Source organism: Mucilaginibacter glaciei (genome assembly GCF_014773245.1).
In the GTDB taxonomy this organism is placed as follows: domain Bacteria; phylum Bacteroidota; class Bacteroidia; order Sphingobacteriales; family Sphingobacteriaceae; genus Mucilaginibacter; species Mucilaginibacter glaciei.
In genome coordinates, this window is record NZ_JACWMX010000001.1 from 847,268 (window position 1) to 870,827 (window position 23,560).

The following is a 23,560-nucleotide window of genomic DNA, read 5'->3' on the forward strand; positions in this document are numbered from 1 at the left end:
TCAGCTATCTTTGTTTTTTTTAGATAGTACTAAATGATACAGCAAGCACTCCAAAACCTTAAAATAGCAAAGTTAAACCCTATGCAGTTAGCTGCGTTAGAAGCAGCCAAAAAAGGCGATGTGATATTGCTTTCGCCTACCGGATCCGGTAAAACATTAGGTTTTCTATTGCCTCTGTTAGATACATTAAAGGCCGATGTGCAAACGGTACAGGTTTTGATACTGGTACCGTCGCGCGAACTGGCCTTGCAGATAGAACAAGTTTTTAAGGCAATGGGCACCGGGTTTAAGGTGAATTGCTGCTACGGTGGCCACCCGCTCAAAATAGAGTTGAATAATTTATCACGTCCGCCTGCGGTACTGGTAGGTACCCCAGGCCGTATGGGCCACCACCTACGCCGCAATACTTTCGATACATCAACGGTAACTACTTTGATATTAGATGAGTTTGATAAGGCGCTGGAATTTGGTTTTCAGGAGGATATGGCTTACATTATCAAGAAATTGCCGTCCGTAGAGAAGCGCATGCTTACATCGGCTACTAAAATGGACGCGATACCTTCTCTCACAGGTATAAACCGCCCCGTTAAACTTGATTTTCTTACTCATGCTGCTTCGGTTCCCGACCTTAAACAAAAAGTAGTTATTTGTGAGCCTGCCGACCGCTTAGAGGCTCTTTTTGCGCTGGTTTGTAAGATAAGCGACCAGCCGACATTAGTTTTTTGTAATCACCGCGATGCGGTTGAGCGCATCAGCGACTTGCTCTATGATATGGGGCTGCCGCACGATATTTTTCATGGCGGCATGGAGCAGGACGACAGGGAACGTGCCTTACTAAAATTCAGAAACGGCAGCCACAGGATACTGATCACTACAGACCTTGCCTCGCGCGGCCTTGATATTCCTGAAATTGAGCATGTAGTACACTACCAGCTGCCACACAATGAGGAGGCCTTTGTGCACCGTAACGGACGTACTGCGCGAATGAATGCTAAAGGCACCTCCTATTTACTTTTAGCCCCGGGCGAAAAACCGGACTACTTATCAGAGCTACCTGAGATTGAACAATTACCTGAAAAAACAATTATCCCCAAGCTATCACCATGGGCCACTGTTTATATCGCAGCGGGTAAAAAAGATAAAATAAATAAAGTAGATATTGTAGGCTTATTGCTTAAAAAAGGCCAGCTGGATAAAGAGGATTTGGGTTTGATAGAAGTATTAGATCACTCGTCATATGCCGCTGTTAAACGAAACCAGATTGAAAAGGTGGTAGGTTTGGTAAAGAATGAAAAGATAAAGGGCAAAAAGATCAAGATCGATATATCGCAATAGTTTATGCGGTTACAAAAATGCGCTATCTTAGCAGCACACTAAATTCCTAAACATTATGAAAAAATTACTTGTGTTAATTGTACTGGTACCGTTTGCCTTTACAGCGGCTTTTGCCCAAATTACTAAAGATCAATCAGTAGCCGAATGGACCCGCGCAAAAGCTTACACCAAAGCTTATTTAGACGCCATGCCTGCCGACGGCTACGCTTTTAAACCAACACCCGAAATGAGAAGCTTTGCCGGCCAAATGCTTCACCTTGCCGATGCCGATTACTTTTTTGTTGGGACGGCAACAGGCAAAGAAAGCCCTATAGGCCGCACGTCTTTAGAAAAAACCGTCCCGCAGAATAAAGAAGCGGTTACCAAAGCGGTGTTGGACAGTTACGATTGGGCGATTGCCACAATTAAGGCTATGCCCGATACCCAGTTGGCCGAAATTACAACAATGGGTAAAGACATGAAAGTTGCCAGGGGCATGCTTTTAGTTAAAGGATTTGAACACCAAACGCATCACCGTGGGCAAACAACTGTTTATTTGCGTTTAAAAGGTGCTACCCCACCAAATGAAATGTTGTTTTAATAGTTACGAACTAGTCTTGTACCAAAAAAGCCATCCTGATTATCATGATGGCTTTTTACATAGTTTATTTTACAGCTTAGGCGCGGTTTATATATCAAGCCGACTCTAACGCAGGGCGAAGCATCTCGCAAACATCCGTTTCTAAAACTTTACAAACAGCAACAAGCCTTTCAACCGTTAGGTGGCTGTAACCACATTCTAACTTGCTATAGGCATTTTGTGAAACACCCATACGTGCAGCCACATATTCCTGTTTGTAATTCATCTTTATCCTACGGTTACGGATGGTATCTATTAGGATTTTCAAATTAAAATTCATTGGTGATATTTATAAATAGATAAATGTCTGTTTGATATAATTACGGCTTCTATTGCCCGGCGGATTTCCTTGAGCAATAATTTTATCTAAAAAATTTATCAATTGAATATTTATTTTCTTAAAACGTAATTGTTCAAGTTTTTCTATTGGTCACCGTAAATTGAAATAGCAATGCCTATTTTTACTTTTCCGAATATTTCCTTGTTAAGATGCTTACATGTCCAAACTTTTAAAAAAAATTCCTGCTGCTGCATTATCCTTAGTCACCTTGCTGCTAATACAATGTGCAACAGAGCCATCCTCGCCAAAAGAACTTGCTCTTAACCAGCCTGTTGTTGTCAAGCGTAGTAGTGGCGGGCTTGTATATCCGGCAAACAATATCCCGCTAAAAAATATGTTCGGAGTTAATAGTTACGAGTGGAATTTTTTAGAAAACCCTGCCACACCAAATGAGCACAGTTCCATTTATGAGGATAACATGGCACTGATTAAAAGTTTTGGCGCGGTTAGGCACTACATGAACTGGAACAAATTAGAAAATACGCAAGGTAATTACACTTATAACCCAACTAATAATGGCAGTTGGAATTACGATTTGATATACACCCGTTGCCAACAGGAAGGTATCTTAGTTTTAGCCGATCTGAAGAATTTGCCCGTGTGGATGATGAACACCTACCCTGCCGACGAGCGTGATGATGAGAATGTACCTGCACCTTATGGCTCGGATCGCACCAAACCAAATTCATACATCGCACAGGCACGTACCGCTTTTCAGTTTGCGGCAAGGTACGGTTACAATAAAGCAGTAGATCCCGCGCTGGTTAAAGTAGATAGCCGTCCGCGCTGGAATAATGATAAACCCAACACGGTAAAAATTGGCATGAGTTTGATCAGATATATAGAGTGCGGCAACGAAAATGACCGGTGGTGGAAAGGTGATAAAGCCACCCAAACACCCGAAGAATACGCAGCAAACCTATCGGCCTTTTACGATGGGCACAAGGGCGCACTTGGGCGCGATGCAGGGGTTAAAACTGCCGACCCCGCTATGCAGGTAGTGATGGGTGGTTTAGCAACCGCTGATACTAACTACGTGCAGCGGATGATCAACTGGTGTAAAATAAATCGCGGCTACAAAGCCGATGGGAAGGTAAATCTTTGTTTTGACGTGATCAATTATCATTTATATTCAAATAATGGTAGTATACTAACGCACAAAAAAGCTTCAACAGGCATGGCACCAGAGTTCTCTGAAGCTGCAGGTATCGCAGATTCATTTATTAAGGTTGCTAACGGCATACCTGTGTGGGTTACAGAAACAGGGTACGATGTGAACCCCGAAAGCTATCAACACGCGCCATCGATATTGCACAAATCGCCGCTGTTGGTACAGGGGGACTGGATCATTCGGTCGTCTTTGTTATATATCAGGCACGGTATTCAACGATTGTTTTTTTATCAGTTATTTGATGCTTTTCCGGGTAAAGGCGAGCAATATGCCACTTCGGGTTTAGCGGAAGGAATCAAACGCCGCCCCGCAGCCGACTATATCATGCAAACCAATAAACTGATGGGTAGCTATTTGTACAAAGGAACCATCAATGGCAATCCGTTGGTAGATAAATTTCAATCGGGCAAGAAAACGATTTACGTGCTAACAGTGCCAGATTCACAAGGTCGTACAGCTGCATATTTTTTAGACTTGGGCAACGCCAAATCAGCTATTATCCATATGCTAAAAGTGGGCTCAGATACTATGGAAAGCAAGATCGTTGTCACAAAAAAAGGGAAATTACCTGTGATTGTTACCGAAACGCCCGTGTTTATCGAGGCGGGGCTGTAATCCTTCTCTATCTATTGCTAACTAACATGCCAATTTATCCGCGCAAAAAGTTATTTTTGCGCCTGAATGAAGCATATCCGTAATTTTTGTATTATAGCCCATATCGACCACGGTAAAAGTACCCTGGCCGATAGGCTATTAGAATATACCAATACCATTACCCAACGCGAAAGCCAGGCTCAATTGCTTGACGATATGGACCTGGAGCGCGAGCGTGGTATCACTATCAAAAGCCATGCTATCCAGATGGATTATGAGCTTGACGGCCAGAAATATGTTCTGAACCTGATAGATACTCCCGGGCACGTTGATTTTTCATATGAGGTTTCGCGGTCTATCGCCGCATGCGAAGGCGCACTGCTTATCGTTGATGCTGCACAGGGTATCCAGGCGCAAACTATATCTAACCTTTACTTAGCTTTAGAGAACGACCTGGAGATTATCCCGGTTCTGAATAAAATGGATTTGCCCGGCGCTATGCCTGAGGAAGTTAAAGACCAGATAGTTGAATTAATTGGTTGTAAACGCGAAGAGATACTGGCAGCATCCGGCAAGACCGGTATGGGTGTACATGATATTTTACGTGCCATTGTTGAGCGTGTCCCCGCCCCTGTCGGCGATCCTGAAGCGCCTTTGCAGGCCTTGATCTTTGACTCTGTTTATAATTCCTTCCGAGGGATTGTTGCTTATTTTAAGGTTGTTAATGGCGAGATCCGTAAAGGCGATAGGGTGAAATTCTTTGCTACCGAGAAACAATATATAGCTGAAGAAGTTGGTACCCTTAAACTGAAGCAACTGCCTAAAGACGTGATCAAAACCGGCGATGTAGGGTATATAATTTCCGGTATTAAAGAATCTCGCGAGGTAAAGGTTGGAGATACTATCACCACCATAGCCCGCCCTTGCGAAGGTGGTATCCAGGGTTTTGAAGAAGTTAAGCCGATGGTTTTTGCGGGTATTTATCCGGTAGACACCGAGGATTACGAAGAACTGCGTGAATCTATGGCCAAGTTGCAGTTGAACGATGCTTCATTGGTATTCGAACCCGAATCATCTGCTGCTTTAGGGTTTGGTTTCCGATGCGGTTTCCTGGGGATGCTGCATATGGAAATTATCCAGGAGCGTTTAGAGCGCGAGTTTGATATGACGGTGATAACCACCGTGCCCAACGTATCGTACCTGGCCTACTCTACCCGTAACGAAGAAATTGTTGTAAACAACCCGTCTGATCTTCCCGATCCAAGTAAAATAGATCGTGTAGAGGAACCATACATCAAAGCTACCATTATTACCAAATCTGAATTTGTTGGGCCGGTAATGTCGCTTTGTATCCAGAAACGTGGTTTCATTAAAAACCAGTCGTATTTAACGTCCGACCGTGTGGAATTGGTTTTCGAGATGCCTATGGGCGAGATCGTTTTCGACTTTTACGATAAGCTGAAAACTATTTCGAAAGGCTATGCTTCATTCGATTACCACCAGATTGGCTACCGCCAAAGCGACCTGGTTCGTTTAGATATTAAATTGAATAGTGAGCCGGTTGATGCTTTGTCGTCATTGATCTTCCGTGGTAACTCTTACGATTTTGGTAAAAAGATCTGTGAGAAACTGAAGGAGCTTTTGCCCCGCCAGCAGTTTGAGATCATTATCCAGGCATCTATCGGTGCCAAGATCATCGCTCGTGAAACGGTTAAGGCCTTACGTAAAGATGTTACTGCCAAATGTTACGGTGGTGATATCTCGCGTAAACGTAAACTGTTAGAGAAACAGAAAAAAGGTAAGAAGCGTATGCGCCAGGTTGGTAACGTAGAGATACCACAATCGGCGTTTATGGCAGTGTTGAAATTAGATTAATACCGATGATTGGAAAGAAAATCCTGCTAATAATTATTTTAACAACAATATCACTAAATAATTATGCTCAGCGGATTTTTCATGACGATTATTTTATGGTATCTGTAGATGATACCAAAATGTACAGGCAATCTAATGACACTTTATACCTATTTAAATGTTCGCCCGACTTTAAACCTTTTTTTAACATACGGCCGTCAAGCCATTTTAAAATTTTAAGCCATCAGCTAATATCAGGTTATTCAATTCTGAAACTTGAACGGTTAGATACTATTCAGCTGACTACCGATCCCTATCCATTGACACGGTATCAAGTTTTAGCTTTCAACACTATAACGGCTGACACAACCGGTCAATTGACTTTATTTAAAGGACTTACCAAAAAGCAATTAGATGAGGTTAACATACCGAATTTAACGGGTAAATTCTTTTCGACTTTAATTAGTAGAACATATAAAAAAAAGCTTGAGGTTTTAAAATCAGTGGTCACTAAGCAAGATGCGGCTACTATCATAGCAACTCTTAAGTCTAATAAATACAATAATCTTGTGAATAACTACAAGTCAACAAATATCAACGACATGTATAATTCAATTATTAACGCTGAATTACTATACCACGCCTGTATTGACAATGGTTATAATCCCATTAATGCAAGCAATAAAATTGGTGCAATTTTAAAAGAGAAATAACATGCAATTACTCGACGGAAAATACGTATCAGAAAAATTAAAGGTTGAGATAGCCGAAGAGGCTGCTAAAATATTAGCTGCTACCGGCCGCAAACCGCATTTGGTTGCGGTATTAGTAGGCCATGACGGTGGCAGCGAAACTTACGTGGCCAGCAAGATGAAAAACTGCGAAAAGGTAGGTTTTAAGTCATCGTTAGTGCGATATGAAGATACGGTAACCGAAGAAGAATTGCTTGCCAAAGTAGCTGAACTAAATGCTGATGAGGATATCGACGGGATTATTGTGCAACTCCCCCTACCCAAACATATCGACCCGGAAAAGGTAACAGAGCGCATCGATCCTAAAAAGGATGTGGATGGTTTCCACCCCGTTAATTTGGGCCGCATGCAGCGCAACTTACCATCGTTTATCCCGGCTACCCCTTATGGCATCACACTGATGCTGAAAGAATACGGCATAGAAACGGCAGGTAAGCATTGTGTGGTAGTTGGCCGCAGTAACATTGTTGGCTCGCCTATGAGCATCCTGATGGCACGCAATACCACACCGGGTAACTGCACAGTGACCATTTGCCACAGTCGCACACCCGATATTAAAAAGTTTACTTTAGATGCTGATATATTGATCGTTGCTATCGGCAAAAAGAATTTTATTACAGCCGATATGGTCAAAGACGGTGTTGTAGTAATTGATGTTGGCATGAACCGGGAAACATCAACGGTTACAAAATCAGGCTTTAAGCTTTATGGCGATGTTGATTTTGAAGGTGTATCCCAAAAAGCATCATGGATTACCCCCGTACCCGGCGGCGTGGGCTTAATGACCATTATTGGTTTGCTTAAGAATACCTTAGCTTCGGCTAATAAAGAGGTGTACGTTTAACGTAAAACCGCGTCATTGCGAGAACGAAGCAATCTCCCGATAAGCAAATCCGCCCTGCATAGTTTAGAGATTGCTTCGTTCCTCGCAATGATGCATCAACTATTTACCAACCCTCAAAAATCAATCTTTAAATTCATCATTGCTGGGTCTTTGATCACTTCATCCATACTGGTTGTAAGCGTTACCCGTCGCCTGTCGGCAGATAAGATGGCTTTGGGGTTGCTGATTTTTTTAACCGGTTTGGCAAAATTCAAAACCACCTTGTAGGGCATATCTATCAGCATCGCTTTGGCGATTGCAAACTTTGATCCGGCGCTTTTCAAAAATGTGTTGAATTTTTCTTTATCAATAATCCGGTAAAATTTGTGTGGTGTAATATCGTAGTTGTAATAACTCTGCCCTGTTATCAGTGGCTGCGCATCAAAGTTCTTCACTGCATTTAGCTTGGCAAAGCTGTTTAGCTGGTTATTCATTGATATACTGCTCAGATGAGCCAGATAATATTGCAGGTCATCAATATTCTTTGCCTCATGCCTAATGCTTACCTTCATAATATTTTTACTCAGGTCCATTTTGATTGATAGGTCGCTACCTTGCGCCATCTTCATTTCATTAATGGTCATCTTTTGCGCCATGCTGTCGGGTAGGGCGCTGTAAAAATTAAGGGTGGTATCTTTAACTAAGGCAAATTGCGGGGTGGCCCTAACCGAGTCGGTCATTAGGTTCATTAATACCGATACTGCCTTACCCATGTCAAAGCCATAAGTAACGTTGCAGGCTCCATCTGGTTTAAAATCAAAGCGTTCTTCAATATCAACGCATGAACTTAGGCCAGCCAATACAAAAAATAAGACCGCGAAGTATAGTTTTTTCATATTGCATTAATTTAAAGGTAATTATAGCGAATTATATTCAAAAAATTGTATCTGTCAACCATACATTTTTTTATTGTTAAAATGTCAATTTTAGCCTGGTTTTGGTGCTTTATGCTTTTACCTTTCTGCTTTACGCTCCAAAGCCTTACCTTTGCGCCCTATTATGGCACATCAGGTTCCGGACGACGGCACATTGCTTCCTTTAATGGAAGAGTTTTATACGATACAGGGCGAAGGATATAACACCGGTAAGGCGGCTTATTTTATTCGCCTGGGCGGTTGCGATGTTGGTTGCCACTGGTGCGATGTTAAGGAAAGCTGGGATGCTGAATTACATCCCCTTACCACTGCCGATGTAATTGTTGCCAACGCCGGCAAACACCCTTCAAAAGCGGTTGTAGTTACCGGTGGCGAGCCATTAATATATAACCTTGATTACCTGACCAGCAGCTTGCAACAAAGAGGGATTAAAACCTTTATCGAAACCTCAGGCGCCTACCCATTGTCCGGCAGTTGGGACTGGATCTGTTTATCACCAAAAAAGTTTAAGGCACCCACCCAGCAAGTGGCCGATAAAGCCCACGAGCTAAAAGTGATCATCTTTAATAAGTCAGATTTCGCTTTTGCAGAGCATCATGCCAAATTGGTTGGGCCCGATTGCAAGTTATATTTACAGCCCGAGTGGTCAAAAAATAAAGAGATGACACCGCTAATTGTCGACTATGTTATGGCGAACCCGCAATGGGAAATTTCTTTACAAACCCATAAATATTTAAATATCCCCTAAAATTGTAACTTAGTGTATTTATCAACGTATCAGCCACTAATGCGTACAATTTTATCATTAATAATTCTATCCATTTTTCCTTTATTTGTATCGGCGCAAAGGCATTATTCTACCGTTAATGAAGAAGCCATAAAAAACTATGCGCTGGCCGACCGGAGTATTGATGAACATTTGTATGAGGAAGCTATCGAGCTTTTAAAAAAGGCAATCAGTATAGATGGTAAATTTGTAGAGGCCCACGCCGAATTGGGCGACGTATACCGCCTGAAACGACAATACAAACTCGCTATAGAAGAGTTTCAAAAGGTAATTATGCTATATCCGGACTTTAACAGGGCCGTATATTTAAAATTAGGCGATTCTGAAATTACGGAATCGCAATATGCTAACGCCAAAACTCATCTCGAAAAATACCTTACTTACCCCGATGTGACCACGCAGAACATCGCTTATGCCCAAAAATTAATAAACGATTGTAAGTTTAGTCTGGTAGCTTTAACACATCCGGTAGCGTTTAAACCTGTTAATATGGGTGGCGAGATCAACACTGCAGACGATGAGTATTTACCCACTGCCACGGCAGATGAAAGTACTTTGATATTTACCCGTAAAATAAATAATAACGAAGACTTTTATAAAAGCGATAACTTAAACAACAGTTGGCAAAAAGCTGAATACCTGAGTAGTATGATAAATACCCCGCAATACAACGAGGGGGCGCAGTCCATATCGCAGGATGGCAAATTTTTGTTTTTTACAGGTTGCAACCGCCCCGATGGTTTAGGGCGATGTGATATTTACATCGCGCAGAAGAAAGGTAATGACTGGGGTAAACCGTTCAGTTTAAGTGCGCCCTTAAATACGGCCGGATGGGAGGCGCAACCTTCTATTAGTGCCGATGGCCGCACCATTTATTTTGTGAGCAACCGCAAAGGCGGCTATGGTGGCTACGACATCTGGAAATCGAAATTGACTGAAAAAGGCTGGGGTAACCCCGAGAATATGGGCCCTGAAATTAATACCGCATACGATGAACAATCACCGTTTATCCACCCGGATGATAGCACGTTTTACTTTTGTAGTAATGGCTGGCCTGGATTGGGCAACAAGGATCTTTTTGTAAGTCGGTTGGGGCCTGACGGAAAATGGAAACGACCGGAGAACCTGGGCTACCCCATCAACTCCAGCGGCGACGAAAATGGCTTAACTATTACAGCCAACGGAGAGTACGCTTTTTTCGCATCCAATAATTTAAAAGGCTTTGGTGGATATGATATATATACGTTCCAGCTGCCTGTAAATGTTAGGCCCAATATGGTCACATACGTTAAGGGAAAGGTGTTTGATGGCAAAAGTAAGGAGCCGTTAGAGGCGGCAGTAGAAATCATCGACTTGCAAAGTAACGCACCTGTTTACCAGGATTATAGCTCTGAAGACGGCGGTGAGTTTTTAGCCACCATAGCAGCAGGAAAAAATTATGCACTAAATATTTCAAAAGAAGGCTATTTATTCTATTCGGACAATTTCTCACTAATTAATCACAACGTAAAAACCGCTTTTAATATTTCCGTTTCGCTATCCCCTATCGAAATTGGCGGAACAGTGATACTGAAAAACATATTTTTTGATACCAATAAATTCGACCTGAAGCCCGAATCGATAACAGAGTTGGGCAAACTGGTTGAATTTTTACAACTCAATAAAACAGTAAGGATAGAAATATCGGGGTACACCGATGATGTGGGCAATGAGCAGGTTAACCAAGTACTGTCAGAAAATCGTGCAAAGGCGGTGCATACCTACCTGATAAATCACGCTATAAATTCAGGCAGGTTGGTATTCAAAGGCTATGGGAAATCCGATCCAATTGTACCTAACACTACAGATGAAAACCGCAGCAGGAACAGGCGCACGGAATTTAAGATCACAGCGAAGTAATTTGCGGAAATATTCTAATGGATAGGCATAGGCGCCTATGCCCTTAAATCCCAAACAACTACATACCAACCTCCAAAATCGTCGATATGGCTGCCTGCAATTTCAAAACCCATTTTTTGATGAGCTTTAAGTGAATGATTGTTTATGAAAGATATCTCCGTGACGCAGAGATCATAAATTCCATTTACAGCGTCAGCAGTAGCATGATATAATTTATTTAACAACCCTAAACCCCTGAAATCATTGGCTACGCAAACCTGGCCGCCTACAAAGAAATTATAATCGGTTAGTACTCTCCCTTTGTATAAGGTTTTATGAAACTCTCTAAACATGGGTTCTAAACTTTGGAGATCGGTTTCCATAGTTGCCGTCATAGCCAGGTTATAACCAATAACTCTGCCCTCGTGCAACGCGACAAGCTGTGGTATCTTAGCCGACATTAGTTTTAGCATGCCTATCGTATGTTCGGCAAAAACAAATCCTTGCTCTTGCTGCTGTTGCGCGTTTAACGATTTATAATGATTTTCTCTTTGTAGCTCAATGATTTCTTTGAAATCTGTATCTGATACGGCAGGCTGAAGAATAATGGCTGATAGTACCTTGTTCATTATAAATATCTTATTTATAGTAAATCATCAATAAAAGAAATCATAAAAAAGTCCGGATTTAAAAGTGGGGTTACTTTTAGATCCGGACTTTCAACTTTATGAATTAACTTAATTCCCTACTTCTGAGAGGAATTTGATACGCATTAATTGTACTTCCTCGCGCGTGTAATCGTCAGATCCTAACTCTATCAAGGCGTCATCGATAGAATCAACCTCGGCAGATTTAAAGTAATCGTAAACTTCTTCCTGCTTATCCTCATCAATCATTTCATCGATGTAATAGTTGAGGTTTAGTTTTGTGCCCGAATTTACAATGGTCTCAACCTCTTTAAGGATCTCTTCATACGTTAAGCCTTTTGAAGCCGCTATATCGTCCAGGTTTAAATGTCTGTCGATGTTTTGAATGATAAACACCTTGAGTGCCGATTTATTAGCAGCACTTTTAATCACCATGTCAATAGGGCGGTCAATATCATTGTCCTCCACATATTTCGCTATCAGATCAACAAACGGCGCACCAAATTTCAAAGCTTTACCGGCGCCCACACCAGAGATCTGTTTCAATTCTTCTGTGTTAATAGGATAATGCGTGCACATCTCCTCTAACGACGGATCCTGAAAGATCACAAACGGCGGTAATCCTTTTTGCTTTGCCAGCTTTTTACGCAGGTCTTTCAACATCAGCAGCAAGGCTGTATCTAAGGCACCACCGGCTTGTTTAGGCCCATCTTCAACCTCATCTTCATCGGTTGGGCCCATTTCCCTATTCAGGATAAAACGGATGCTGTAAGGGTTATCTATGAACGCATTGCCAGATTTGGTGAGGTGCAACAGACCGTAATGGTCAATATCTTTAGCCAGGAAATTATTTAGCAAGGCCTGCCTCATTAACGAGTTCCATAAATTTTCACCGTCTTCTTTGCCTGATCCAAAATAATCAAGCTTATCATGCTCGTAATTTTTTACCTGTGCATCATCCTTACCCATCAGGATATTGATAATGTGGCAATCATCAAATTTTTCGCCAATTAGCTTAATCAGGCTTAGCGCTTTGTGCAGGTGCAGTTCGCCATCAAAATGAGTTTTGGGTGCGCTGCAATTATCACACATGCAGTTACAGCCGGCTTCATTGAAGTTCTCGCCAAAGTAGTGTAAAAGCTGTTTACGGCGGCATACGGATGATTCGGCATAGTCTATAACTTCTTTCAAGATCTGGGTGCCAATTTCGCGTTCGGCAACCGGTTTATCTTTCATGAACTTTTGCAACTTGTCAATATCTTTACCGGAGTAAAAGGCCACACAAACACCTTCGCCACCGTCACGGCCGGCACGGCCGGTTTCCTGGTAGTAACCCTCCATGCTTTTAGGCATATCGTGGTGTATTACATAACGAACGTCGGGTTTGTCGATACCCATACCAAAGGCAATGGTAGCAACAATCACGTCAACGTCTTCCATTAGGAACTTGTCTTGCGTATCGGCACGTACTTTTGGATCTAACCCGGCATGATAAGGAAGAGCCTTAACGCCATTCAAGCTTAGCGCTTCGGCAACTTCCTCAACTTTTTTTCGGCTCAGGCAATAGATAATGCCCGATTTTCCTTGGTTTTGTTTAACAAACTTTACTATTTCTTTTATAGCCGTACGTTTGGCCCTAACCTCATAAAACAAATTAGCCCGGTTAAAGGATGATTTGTAAACCGTGGCGTTATTCATTTGCAGGTTCTTTTGAATATCCTGCTGTACTTTAGGGGTTGCGGTTGCTGTTAAAGCAATAATTGGGATATTATCGCCAATGTTACTAATCACCTGCCGTATCTTTCTATATTCAGGCCTGAAATCGTGCCCCCATTCAGAGATACAGTGGGCCTCATCTACCGCTACGAACGAAACTTGGTTAAGCCTTAAAAAATCTACATTTTCTTGCTTCGTAAGCGACTCTGGGGCTACATAAAGTAGCTTGGTCTTACCACTCAAAACATCTTCTTTAACCCTTAAAATATCCGCTTTTGTTAACGACGAATTTAAGAAATGGGCAATGCTATCCGAGCCACCGAAGGCCCTCAATTGATCAACCTGATTTTTCATCAGGGCTATTAGTGGAGAGATCACTATCGCAGTGCCCTCGCTCATCAGTGCAGGTAGCTGGTAACACATTGATTTACCACCGCCCGTAGGCATAATAACAAACGTATCGTTACCTGCTAAAATATTAGTTATAATCGCTTCTTGTTCACCTTTAAAGTTATCAAACCCGAAGAAATTCTGCAGATTATCAAAAAGCGACTTCTTAGTCTCTATCATTATTTACTTGTGCGTTTGAAATTATGGTTCAAAATAACAAAAATTTATAAATAAACGCAGTGTTTAGTTAAAAATTTTATATTAAAATGATTATTTCTTTAAAAACAATTTTGTTTATTTAGTGCTTTATTCAGGGTAAAAACTATGAAGGGATATTTAGTTTTACTTAATATAAACTTTACAAATTAATGCACATCTTTAGCGTTGAATTTGCCAAATAAAAATTCTTACTTTATACAATGAATAAAAATTATTATGCCATAATTATGGCAGGCGGAATTGGTAGTCGTTTTTGGCCAATAAGCCGTACCTCGCATCCTAAACAATTCATAGACATATTAGGCACTGGCAAAACACTGATCCAAAACACCTACGACCGTTTCCTGAAAGTTTGCCCTAAAGAGAATATTTTTGTTGTCACCAACGAAAGCTACACCGGGCTTGTAAAAGAGCAACTACCTGACATGGCCGATCAGCAGATACTAACAGAACCGGTAATGCGTAACACTGCGCCTTGCGTAGCTTATGGCTGCTTTAAAATAGAAAGCATGAACCCGGATGCAGCAATAGTTGTTGCTCCTTCAGATCACCTGATATTGGATGAAGCTGCCTTTGTGACCGCAATTGAAAAATCTTTAAAAACTGCTACCGAAAAGCAATGCCTGGTTACTTTGGGTATTAAACCATCAAGACCGGATACAGGTTACGGTTACATTCAATACACCGACCAGGTAATTAATGATGAATTTCATAAGGTGAAAACCTTTACGGAAAAGCCTACTGTAGATATTGCCAAAACGTTTATCCAAAGCGGTGATTTCCTTTGGAACGCGGGTATTTTTGTATGGTCGGCAAAGGCCATTGTTGCTGCATTTGACAGCTACCTGCCAGAGATGCACGAGATATTTGCAGAGGCGCGCGGTGTGTATAATACCGACGAGGAGAAAAGTTTTGTACACAAGATCTATCAGCGCTGTATCAATATATCCATAGATTATGGTATTATGGAAAAGGCGGCCAACGTATATGTATTGCCATCAGAATTTGGATGGAGCGACCTGGGTACCTGGGCATCTATTTATCAATTGGCCGATAAGGATTATGTAGGTAACGCTGTTATCCCTTCAGAGAAAGTGATTATGTATGATAGCAGCAACTGCATGGTAAACGTACCGGGCGATAAACTGGTGATTTTACAGGGCTTGCATGATTACATCGTAGTAGAGTCAAACAACTCCCTGCTCGTTTGCCCGCGCGATCAGGAGCAAAATATCAAGCAGGTTGTTGCTGATGTAAAAAGTAAATTTGGTACGAAATATATTTAACTTTTAGCGATCGGATATTTGTGATTAGAGATTAGGTTAAAAGAACTAATCTCTAATCACCATTCACTAACTAACTGCAGCCGTGCTACGTTGCCTAATCGCCTCATACAATATCACCCCTGTAGATACGGATACGTTCAACGATTCTATTTCACCAAACATCGGGATCTTTGCCAGGTGGTCGGCAATGCGGATGATCTCGTTACGGATGCCGTCTTCTTCAGATCCCATAATAATGGCCGTAGGTGCGGTATAATCAGGGCTGTAGATATAGTCATTGGTTTTCTCGGTACAGCAAACCAACTGCAAACCCGATTCCTGCAAAAATTTAACCGTTTGCATAAAATTATCATGCCTGCAAACCGGAATTTTGTACAAAGCCCCTGCCGATGTTTTGATAGCATCAGGGTTAATTTGCGCCGAACCTTTTACAGGTATAACAATAGCATGCACACCGGCGCATTCGGCCGTACGGGCAATTGCGCCCATGTTACGTACATCGGTAATACTGTCCAGTACTAAAATCAGTGGCACTTCTCCCCTTTCAAAAACCTCGGGAATAATGTTCTCTATTTTTTGATAAATGATGGGCGATATAAACGCGATAACCCCCTGGTGGTTTTTCATGGTGATGCGGTTGAGTTTCTCAACCGGCACCTGTTGTCCCGTTATCTGGTATTCGTTTAGTACGTCTTTAAGTTCGGTAAGCAAACCACCGCCCAGGCCGCGCTGCATGTACAAAGCCTCAATTTCTTTACCTGCCAATATCGCTTCAATCACTGCTCTTATACCAAAAACCATCTGATTGCTTTCGCGTGGTGGAGGTTTAGAATTATATGCCATTTCGTAATAAAATTATTTCGCCAAAAGTAGGGAATATTAAGTGCTTTACATACATAAAGGTAGTAATGGTTATAAAACCGCCTCATCCAATTAACACTTAAAAACGTTATTAACATGGTATGGCTGTCAGCAAGTTATGACGTTTATAAACAGGTTATGCACATAGGTTGTTAATTATATATCCCAAAATTTATAGTCCTGATTAAGTTTTAGTTATCAACACAATACACTATGTTAACTTAAAAGCGCACCGTTCGGGCATATTTTGTATATTTTTGTTCGTTATGATTTTCGAGAACGACGCCCCTAATTACAAAGCTAATACTAACGACCGCAGAAGCCGTCTAACTAACCCTACCCCAACCGCCGGTTTAGGTAAATTACCACCGCAGGCTGTTGATTTGGAAGAAGCCATCTTGGGTGCGCTAATGCTCGAAAAAGATGCCCTTTCATCGGTGATTGACGTACTGAAGCCCGATGTTTTTTATGTGGAGGCGCATAAAAAGATCTTCCAGGCTATTCACACCCTGTTCGAAAAAACATCGCCTGTAGATATCCTAACCGTTACAGCGCAGTTACGCCAGCAGGGCGAGTTAGAGATGATCGGTGGGGCATATTATATAACTGAACTGACCAACCGCGTTGCATCGGCGGCAAATATTGAGTACCACGCCCGTATCGTTATCCAAAAATTCATTCAGCGCGAATTGATTCGGATCTCGACAGAGGTGATCAATAATGCTTATGAAGATACAAGTGATGTACTGGAGCTTTTAGATAAGGCTGAAAAAAATCTTTTTGAAATTGCTCAGAACAACTTACGCCGCGATTCAAGAAAGATGGATGATCTGGTGCACCAGGCTTTGAAAGATATTGAGGCACTAAAAGATAAAAAAGATGGGTTAACCGGGGTTGCTTCAGGCTTTACAGACCTAGACAGAATGACATCGGGCTGGCAACCGTCAGATCTGGTGATCATAGCTGCCCGCCCGGCAATGGGTAAAACCGCTTTTGTTTTAAGTTGTGCCCGTAATGCCGCTGTTGATTTTGCTAAGCCGGTTGTCGTATTCTCGCTGGAGATGTCGTCTGTACAGTTAGTGAATCGTTTGATCTCCGGCGAAACGGAGATAGAGCAGGAAAAGATCCGTAAGGGCACTTTAGAAGAATGGGAATGGCAGCAGATCCACTCCAAGATTGGCCGCTTAGAGCAGGCGCCGTTAATTATCGATGATACCCCATCATTAAATATATTCGAGTTCCGGGCCAAGTGCCGCCGTTTAAAGGCACAGCACGATATCCAACTGATCATCATCGATTACCTGCAGTTAATGCAGGGTAAGGCCGATGGTAAAGGCGGCGGTAACCGCGAACAGGAAATTGGTAGTATATCACGCGCACTAAAAACTGTTGCTAAAGAATTGAACGTCCCGGTTATTGCACTATCGCAGTTAAGCCGTGCGGTTGAGAACAGGCCGGGTGGTTCTAAACGCCCGATGCTGTCAGATTTACGTGAATCGGGCTCCATCGAGCAGGATGCAGATATGGTATTATTCCTTTACCGCCCCGAGTATTACGGACTGGATGTGGATGAGGATAATAACCCAACACAAGGTGTTGGCGAGATCATTATTGCCAAACACCGTAACGGTGAAACAGGTAAGGTAAGGCTTCGCTTTGTAGGTAAGTATGTAAAATTCCAGGATTTGGAACCAAGCATGGGAGACTTCCCTGCGCCGGGGGCCGCATTTGCAGGCATCAACCCATCTGCTGATTTTGAAAGCAAGCCGAGCAACTTTATTATCCGCCCATCTCGGATGGATGATATGGAAGACGAAGCTCCGTTTTAAGACCAGAAAAAAGATATTAGAATCAAGATACAAGATAGAGCCCGGTTAGCAGCCAGGCTTTTGGTTTATAGAACTAATCCCAATACCACCCCTATCACAATGATAAATGGGGCTTTTATTTTGGTGAAATTCAAAAGTAAAAATGTAGCGGCCATTAAACCGTAAGCCATATAGTTTAAACCGAACGGTCGCATCAATTGGATAAACGCTGTCGCCATAAAACCCACAGCCACGGCATTAATTCCGCTGAGGGAATTTTTTATCCGTGTTATTTTTTTGAGATCGTTCCAAAATGGAACAATAAAAAGGATCAGTATTAACCCCGGCAGGTTTATACCGATAACCGCTACGAGGCTGCCTGCTATTTGCCCGGCAAGCCCGTAACCTTTATTGCCCATAGTAATGCCGCCTACAAATGATGTAAAGGCAAATGTTGGGCCCGGCAAAGCCTGCTGTAAGGCGTAACCCGATAAAAACTCCGAATTGGTTAAGTAATGCTTCAAATCCACAAACTCCGTGTACATCAGCGGTACCAATACCTGCCCGCCACCAAAGATCAGGATGCCGTTGCGATAAAAATTCTCAAATAAACGGATGGGCAGGCTAAACGGTGATGTGCGGTTAATGAGAGCGCCCAATGCCGCAAAAAACAAAAGGATACCTATAAAGTATGCCACCTTATTAGGGTTGGTGTTGGCAAAAAGTTTAACCCTCAATTCATTCTCCTGCTGTTGCGTTTCCAGTGCTGATGACACGATGCCACCTAATAAAATCAGTATAGGAAAAGCGTAAGGATTTTGAAGAATAAGGGTGGCAACTAGCGATGCAACTGCCAGCATCATGGTTATCCTGCTCTTCAAAAACTTACGTGCAAAGGCGTAAGTAGCGTAAGCCACTATACCAACCGCCATAGGTTGTATATAGCGGAGTATAGCCGTAAACTTATCCTTATCGGCAAACATTTTGTAACTGATCGCCGCTGCACACATAATAGCAGCTGACGGCAAGATCCAGATCAGAAAAGTTAAGATGGCTAACCGCAATCCGCCCACCTTCCAGGCAATCCCCACCAGGGTTTGTGTAGATGAAGGGCCGGGCATGATTTGAGATAGCGCGTTCAGTTCCATCAACTCTTCTTCGGTAATGTAGCGCCGTTTCTCTACAAATTCGCGCAGCAAAACCGCGATATGGGCTTGCGGGCCACCAAATGCGGTAAATGTATACAGAGATACATCTCGGATAAATAACAGCTGCCTGCTTTTCAAATGATTAGCGATTAATAGTCGTCATCATCGTCGTCGTCAAAACCCTTCAGGTTCATGTAAACGCCCTGCAATTCAGATAAAGCGTGCATATCCCGCTTAGATTTGGTGATCTCGATACCCTTTTCGTAAATTGAAAGCGCATCATCTTTACGGCCAAGCGCTTCGTACAGTTTACCAAGGTGATAATAAGTGCCGGTATAGCCGGGATGGTTGTTTACCAGGTCTTCATAGTAACCTAAAGCCTTGCCGGTATCGTTAAGTCGCAAATACTCCGTGGCCAGTGCATATTTCAAAAATTCATCTTCAGGTTCATTCTCTAAAAACGCCAACAGCTTATCTAATCTGCTTATCTCCATTTTAATCTCTCTCTTTTTTAACTAAATTTGTACCAGTCATAATAACAACTACCTGTTATACTATAAACCAATTATAATGATGAAAATACTGGTATGCATCAGTAATGTTCCTGATACTACGACAAAAATAACTTTTACTGATAATAACACCCAATTTAATACCAACGGTGTTCAGTTTATATTAAATCCCTGGGATGAGATTGCCCTGGCCCGTGCCATTGAACTAACCGACGGCGGCAATGGTACAGTTACCGTTATTAATGTAGGCGAAGCCAATACCGATGCTACCATCCGCAAGGCGCTGGCTATTGGCGCTACCGATGCGGTACGTATTAACGCCAAACCGCACGATGCCTGGTTTGTGGCTTACCAGATAGCCCAGTATGTGAAAGCCAACCCTTTCGACCTAATTCTGACCGGTAAAGAATCTATCGATTACAATGGATCAAAGGTAGCCGGTATGTTAGGTGAGTTACTGGATCTGCCATCAGTATCGATCATTAAAAAGTTAGATGCAGCTGATACAGAAGCTACAGTTGAGCGCGAGATTGAAGGTGGTAAAGAAGTATTAACTATCCCTTTCCCTTTTGTGGCGGGTTGCGCCGAGGGTGTTGCCGAACCAAAGATCCCCAACATGCGCGGTATCATGAGCGCCCGCACCAAACCGCTTACCGTTGTTGAAGCGGTTGAGGTACAAAATAATTCAGAGATCGTCAGCTTTGAGACCCCGGCCCCACGCGGGCAGGTTAACCTTGTTGCTGCCGATGACCCGGCCAAACTGGTAGAATTATTGCACACGCACGCAAGGGTTATTTAATTTTTATTTACGTAGAAGAACAAGAGTATGTCAGTTTTAATATATGCGGAAAACGCAGCCGGCAAGTTTAAGAAATCAACTTTCGAAGCGTTGTCTTACGCCAAAGCGATTGCCGATCAGAACAGTACTAATTTAATCGCCATTTCTATTGGTGATGTCGCTAATGATGAATTAGCCGTTTTAGGTAAGTATGGAGCCGAAAAAGTGCTTAATGTAGCCAATGACAAGTTAAAGAACTTTGTTAACCAGGCCTACGCTTCGGTTATTGCGGAAGCTGCAAAAGCTAATGGTGCGGATATAGTTGTAATATCAAATTCATTCAGCGGCCGTGGGCTTGCACCGCGTTTAGGTGTTAAATTAGATGCCGGTGTTGCCGATGGCGCTGTAGCACTGCCAGAGCAAAATGGCGGCAAGTTCACCGTGAAAAAGACAGCTTTCTCCGGCAAAGCCTTTGCCATTGTTGAATTAACATCACAAAATAAGATTATCGCGCTTGCGCCAAACGCTTATAAAGTAGTTGAAAGCGGTACAACCGCCCCTGTCGAAGATTTTAATATCGAGACAAAAGCATCTGATTTTACAGCGATGATCAAGGATATAGTACGTGCGACTGACAAGGTTTCGTTGCCTGATGCTGAGATAGTTGTATCGGCCGGTCGTGGTCTGAAAGGTCCGGAAAATTGGGATATGATCGAAGAATTGGCAGACCTGCTTGGCGCGGCTACTGCTTGCTCTAAACCCGTATCTGATTCTGGATGGCGCCCGCATAGCGAACATGTGGGGCAAACAGGCATAGCTGTCAGTCCAAATTTGTATATTGCGATAGGCATTTCGGGTGCTATTCAGCACCTTGCCGGGGTAAGTTCATCAAAAGTGATTGTTGTGATAAACAAAGATGCCGAAGCGCCGTTTTTTAAAGTGGCCGACTACGGTATTGTTGGCGACGCATTTGAGGTACTGCCTAAATTAATTGCAGCAGTTAAAGAATATAAAGCATCAGCTTAAAATAAGGTTTGTGATGGGTAACGATATGAAGAAAATTAAGCTGGACATTGTGGGCCTATCCTATAGCCAAACACAGTCTGGTGCGTATGCCCTGGTTTTGGGCGAAGTTAGCGGCCGCCGCAGGTTGCCTATTATCATAGGCAGCTTTGAAGCACAAGCCATAGCGATAGAGATTGAAAAGATGACCCCCAGCCGCCCCCTCACTCACGACCTGTTCAAAAGCATGGGGCAGGCATTTAATATTACAGTGCAGGAAGTAGTTATTTACAACCTGGTCGACGGGATTTTTTATGCCAAACTGATTTGCTTTGATGGTAAAAAGTCTGTCGAGATAGATGCGCGTACCTCTGATGCCATTGCGGTATCGGTGCGGTTTGACTGCCCTATCTACACTTATGAATTCATCCTATCTACCGCAGGAATTGTGATAGAGGGTAACGACTTTGTTTACCTGGAAAACATCAACGAAAATACGGAAGAGAAAACCCAGACGGCATCGGCAGCGGGAAGTTTTACATCAATAAGTGATGATGAGTTGAAGACCCGTTTGCAGCAGGCCCTGGCAGACGAAGCCTATGAAAAAGCAGCCAAGATACGCGATGAGTTAACCAAACGAAAATCGTCTTAAAATATCTCAGAAAATCTTTAAATTTATTAGTTAAGCTGATTTATTACAGAATAAGCTATTTTATTCTGTAATACTATTAGTTACTCAAACTATAGTTTCCCCGTTTCGCAATATTTCGTTACTTTTCGTTTTTTAATTTATCAACTGTAAATTGTTTCAAACCCGCGCTGTATGAATATTAAGTTCCGCTTAATACTGATGAATTTTATGCAATTTTTTATCTGGGGAGCGTGGCTGCTCACCATCGGGGCTTACTGGTTTCAAAACAAACATTGGTCTGGCGCGCAGTTCGGGGCTATCTTCTCAACCATGGGTATCGCATCTATATTTATGCCTACGATTACCGGTATTATTGCAGATCGTTTTATCAATGCAGAAAAGCTTTATGGCATTATGCACATATTAGGTGCCTGCGTGTTGTTTAGCCTGCCAATGGTAAAAGACCCGGGCACATTTTTTTGGGTAATACTGCTTAACATGATGTTTTACATGCCCACTTTATCACTCTCTATTACAGTAGCTTATTCGGCACTAAAAAATCAAAGTATTGATGTGGTAAAGGAATATCCTCCTATCCGCACCTGGGGTACGGTAGGGTTTATCGTAGCGTTGTGGGCAGTGAGTTTAACCCATAACGAAACTTCATCCAATCAGTTTTATATCGCATCGGGCGTGTCATTATTGCTCGGCTTGTACTCCTTTACCTTACCTAAGTGCAGACCTTATGCTGTGCGTACCGGTAATAAATCGTTTGCTAATTTGCTGGGCTTGAACGCGTTCGCTTTATTTAAAACGCCAAAGTTTGCTATCTTTTTTATATTCTCCTTACTATTAGGTGCCGCACTGCAGCTAACTAACGCTTATGGGGATACCTATCTGCACGATTTTGCTAAAATACCTGCCTATCAGGACACGATAGCTGTAAAATACCCGGCCATCATCATGTCTATTTCGCAAATATCCGAGACTTTGTTTATCCTGGCTATACCCTTCTTCTTACGGAGGTTCGGTATAAAATATGTAATGCTGTTTAGTATGTTGGCTTGGGTGTTACGCTTTGGTTTGTTTGCCCTTGGCGATCCGGCAGGTGGTTTGTGGATGATCATCCTTTCATGTATCGTTTATGGCATGGCGTTCGACTTTTTCAATATCTCAGGTTCCTTATTTGTAGAAACACAGGCCTCACCTGAGATACGTGGCAGTGCGCAAGGGATGTTTATGATGATGGTTAATGGTTTCGGTGCGTTTTTCGGCAGCCGGATCAGCGGCTTCGTGATCGATAGGTTTTTTACCAATGCCGATCAAACTAAAGACTGGCACAGCATCTGGTTAAGCTTTTCGGCTTACGCACTCATCATAGCCATTATCTTCCCCTTTGTATTCAGATATAAGCATAATGCTGCGCTAAAACATGCCATTCAACATGCTTAGTCAGCTAAAGGAGATATAGACC

21 protein-coding genes are annotated in these 23,560 nt (G+C 42.5%); 14 read left to right on the plus strand and 7 right to left on the minus strand.

Annotated elements, in window-relative coordinates:
* Positions 1-33 precede the first annotated feature (33 nt).
* Together IDJ76_RS03915 and IDJ76_RS03920 are read left to right on the plus strand one after the other, a co-directional pair.
* Entirely contained in the window at positions 34-1,335 is a 1,302-nt protein-coding gene (locus IDJ76_RS03915; protein WP_191160911.1) for a DEAD/DEAH box helicase, read from the plus strand.
* A 55-nt stretch (positions 1,336-1,390) separates the two neighbouring features.
* A complete protein-coding gene (locus IDJ76_RS03920; RefSeq protein WP_191160913.1) occupies positions 1,391-1,915 on the plus strand; it encodes a DinB family protein in 525 nt (174 codons plus the stop codon).
* 94 nt (positions 1,916-2,009) lie between these two features.
* On the opposite strand, the gene IDJ76_RS03925 is transcribed toward IDJ76_RS03920, so the two are convergent.
* Positions 2,010-2,222 carry a helix-turn-helix domain-containing protein gene (locus IDJ76_RS03925; RefSeq protein ID WP_191160915.1) on the minus strand — a complete coding sequence of 71 codons (213 nt, stop codon included), beginning with the start codon at positions 2,220-2,222 and terminating at the stop codon, positions 2,010-2,012.
* A gap of 229 nt (positions 2,223-2,451) precedes the next feature.
* On the opposite strand from IDJ76_RS03925, the gene IDJ76_RS03930 reads away from it, so the two are divergent.
* The 4 genes from IDJ76_RS03930 to IDJ76_RS03945 all read left to right on the plus strand — a co-directional run bounded on the left by IDJ76_RS03930 (position 2,452) and on the right by IDJ76_RS03945 (position 7,509).
* Positions 2,452-4,080 carry a hypothetical protein gene (locus IDJ76_RS03930; protein ID WP_191160917.1) on the plus strand — a complete coding sequence of 543 codons (1,629 nt, stop codon included), beginning with the start codon at positions 2,452-2,454 and terminating at the stop codon, positions 4,078-4,080.
* 66 nt (positions 4,081-4,146) lie between these two features.
* Positions 4,147-5,934, plus strand: coding sequence for a translation elongation factor 4 (gene lepA / locus IDJ76_RS03935; RefSeq protein ID WP_191160920.1), 1,788 nt, complete (start codon positions 4,147-4,149; stop codon positions 5,932-5,934).
* A gap of 5 nt (positions 5,935-5,939) precedes the next feature.
* Positions 5,940-6,626 carry a hypothetical protein gene (locus IDJ76_RS03940; protein ID WP_191160921.1) on the plus strand — a complete coding sequence of 229 codons (687 nt, stop codon included), beginning with the start codon at positions 5,940-5,942 and terminating at the stop codon, positions 6,624-6,626.
* A gap of 1 nt (position 6,627) precedes the next feature.
* A complete protein-coding gene (locus IDJ76_RS03945) occupies positions 6,628-7,509 on the plus strand; it encodes a bifunctional 5,10-methylenetetrahydrofolate dehydrogenase/5,10-methenyltetrahydrofolate cyclohydrolase (protein ID WP_191160924.1) in 882 nt (293 codons plus the stop codon).
* Between the two features lie 113 nt (positions 7,510-7,622).
* Here the strand turns inward: IDJ76_RS03945 and IDJ76_RS03950 are convergent, their stop codons facing one another.
* Complete coding sequence (locus IDJ76_RS03950; RefSeq protein ID WP_191160926.1) at positions 7,623-8,384, minus strand: Rho GTPase-activating protein; 762 nt, start codon at positions 8,382-8,384, stop codon at positions 7,623-7,625.
* Positions 8,385-8,547: 163 nt separating this feature from the next.
* On the opposite strand from IDJ76_RS03950, the gene IDJ76_RS03955 reads away from it, so the two are divergent.
* Entirely contained in the window at positions 8,548-9,171 is a 624-nt protein-coding gene (locus tag IDJ76_RS03955) for a 7-carboxy-7-deazaguanine synthase QueE (protein ID WP_191160928.1), read from the plus strand.
* Positions 9,172-9,210: 39 nt separating this feature from the next.
* On the plus strand, positions 9,211-11,109 hold the full coding sequence (locus tag IDJ76_RS03960) for an OmpA family protein (RefSeq protein WP_191160930.1): 1,899 nt from the start codon (positions 9,211-9,213) through the stop codon (positions 11,107-11,109).
* A gap of 35 nt (positions 11,110-11,144) precedes the next feature.
* Here IDJ76_RS03960 and IDJ76_RS03965 read toward each other — a convergent pair whose 3' ends face one another.
* Positions 11,145-11,717, minus strand: coding sequence for a GNAT family N-acetyltransferase (locus IDJ76_RS03965; protein ID WP_191160932.1), 573 nt, complete (start codon positions 11,715-11,717; stop codon positions 11,145-11,147).
* Between the two features lie 108 nt (positions 11,718-11,825).
* Complete coding sequence (gene recQ / locus IDJ76_RS03970; protein ID WP_191161220.1) at positions 11,826-14,018, minus strand: DNA helicase RecQ; 2,193 nt, start codon at positions 14,016-14,018, stop codon at positions 11,826-11,828.
* A gap of 242 nt (positions 14,019-14,260) precedes the next feature.
* On the opposite strand from recQ, the gene IDJ76_RS03975 reads away from it, so the two are divergent.
* Complete coding sequence (locus tag IDJ76_RS03975) at positions 14,261-15,346, plus strand: mannose-1-phosphate guanylyltransferase (protein WP_191160934.1); 1,086 nt, start codon at positions 14,261-14,263, stop codon at positions 15,344-15,346.
* Between the two features lie 66 nt (positions 15,347-15,412).
* Here IDJ76_RS03975 and rlmB read toward each other — a convergent pair whose 3' ends face one another.
* The gene (gene rlmB / locus IDJ76_RS03980) at positions 15,413-16,189 is read right to left on the minus strand and encodes a 23S rRNA (guanosine(2251)-2'-O)-methyltransferase RlmB (RefSeq protein ID WP_224746173.1); all 777 of its coding nucleotides are present in this window, start codon (positions 16,187-16,189) and stop codon (positions 15,413-15,415) included.
* Between the two features lie 284 nt (positions 16,190-16,473).
* Between rlmB and dnaB the strand changes: the two genes are divergently transcribed.
* Positions 16,474-18,036 (plus strand): replicative DNA helicase, encoded by a 1,563-nt coding sequence (gene dnaB / locus IDJ76_RS03985; RefSeq protein WP_191160936.1) that lies wholly within the window; start codon positions 16,474-16,476, stop codon positions 18,034-18,036.
* A 65-nt stretch (positions 18,037-18,101) separates the two neighbouring features.
* Here dnaB and chrA read toward each other — a convergent pair whose 3' ends face one another.
* Both chrA and IDJ76_RS03995 read right to left on the minus strand, forming a co-directional pair.
* A complete protein-coding gene (gene chrA / locus IDJ76_RS03990) occupies positions 18,102-19,301 on the minus strand; it encodes a chromate efflux transporter (protein ID WP_224746174.1) in 1,200 nt (399 codons plus the stop codon).
* A gap of 11 nt (positions 19,302-19,312) precedes the next feature.
* The gene (locus IDJ76_RS03995; RefSeq protein ID WP_191160938.1) at positions 19,313-19,657 is read right to left on the minus strand and encodes a tetratricopeptide repeat protein; all 345 of its coding nucleotides are present in this window, start codon (positions 19,655-19,657) and stop codon (positions 19,313-19,315) included.
* A gap of 79 nt (positions 19,658-19,736) precedes the next feature.
* On the opposite strand from IDJ76_RS03995, the gene IDJ76_RS04000 reads away from it, so the two are divergent.
* From IDJ76_RS04000 to IDJ76_RS04015, 4 genes are all read left to right on the plus strand, one after another.
* Positions 19,737-20,474, plus strand: coding sequence for an electron transfer flavoprotein subunit beta/FixA family protein (locus IDJ76_RS04000; protein WP_191161226.1), 738 nt, complete (start codon positions 19,737-19,739; stop codon positions 20,472-20,474).
* A gap of 27 nt (positions 20,475-20,501) precedes the next feature.
* On the plus strand, positions 20,502-21,479 hold the full coding sequence (locus IDJ76_RS04005) for an electron transfer flavoprotein subunit alpha/FixB family protein (protein WP_191160941.1): 978 nt from the start codon (positions 20,502-20,504) through the stop codon (positions 21,477-21,479).
* A gap of 25 nt (positions 21,480-21,504) precedes the next feature.
* Positions 21,505-22,107: a bifunctional nuclease family protein gene (locus IDJ76_RS04010; protein ID WP_191160943.1), complete on the plus strand. Its 603-nt coding sequence runs from the start codon at positions 21,505-21,507 to the stop codon at positions 22,105-22,107.
* 171 nt (positions 22,108-22,278) lie between these two features.
* The gene (locus tag IDJ76_RS04015) at positions 22,279-23,538 is read left to right on the plus strand and encodes a nucleoside permease (protein WP_191160944.1); all 1,260 of its coding nucleotides are present in this window, start codon (positions 22,279-22,281) and stop codon (positions 23,536-23,538) included.
* Positions 23,539-23,560 lie beyond the last annotated feature (22 nt).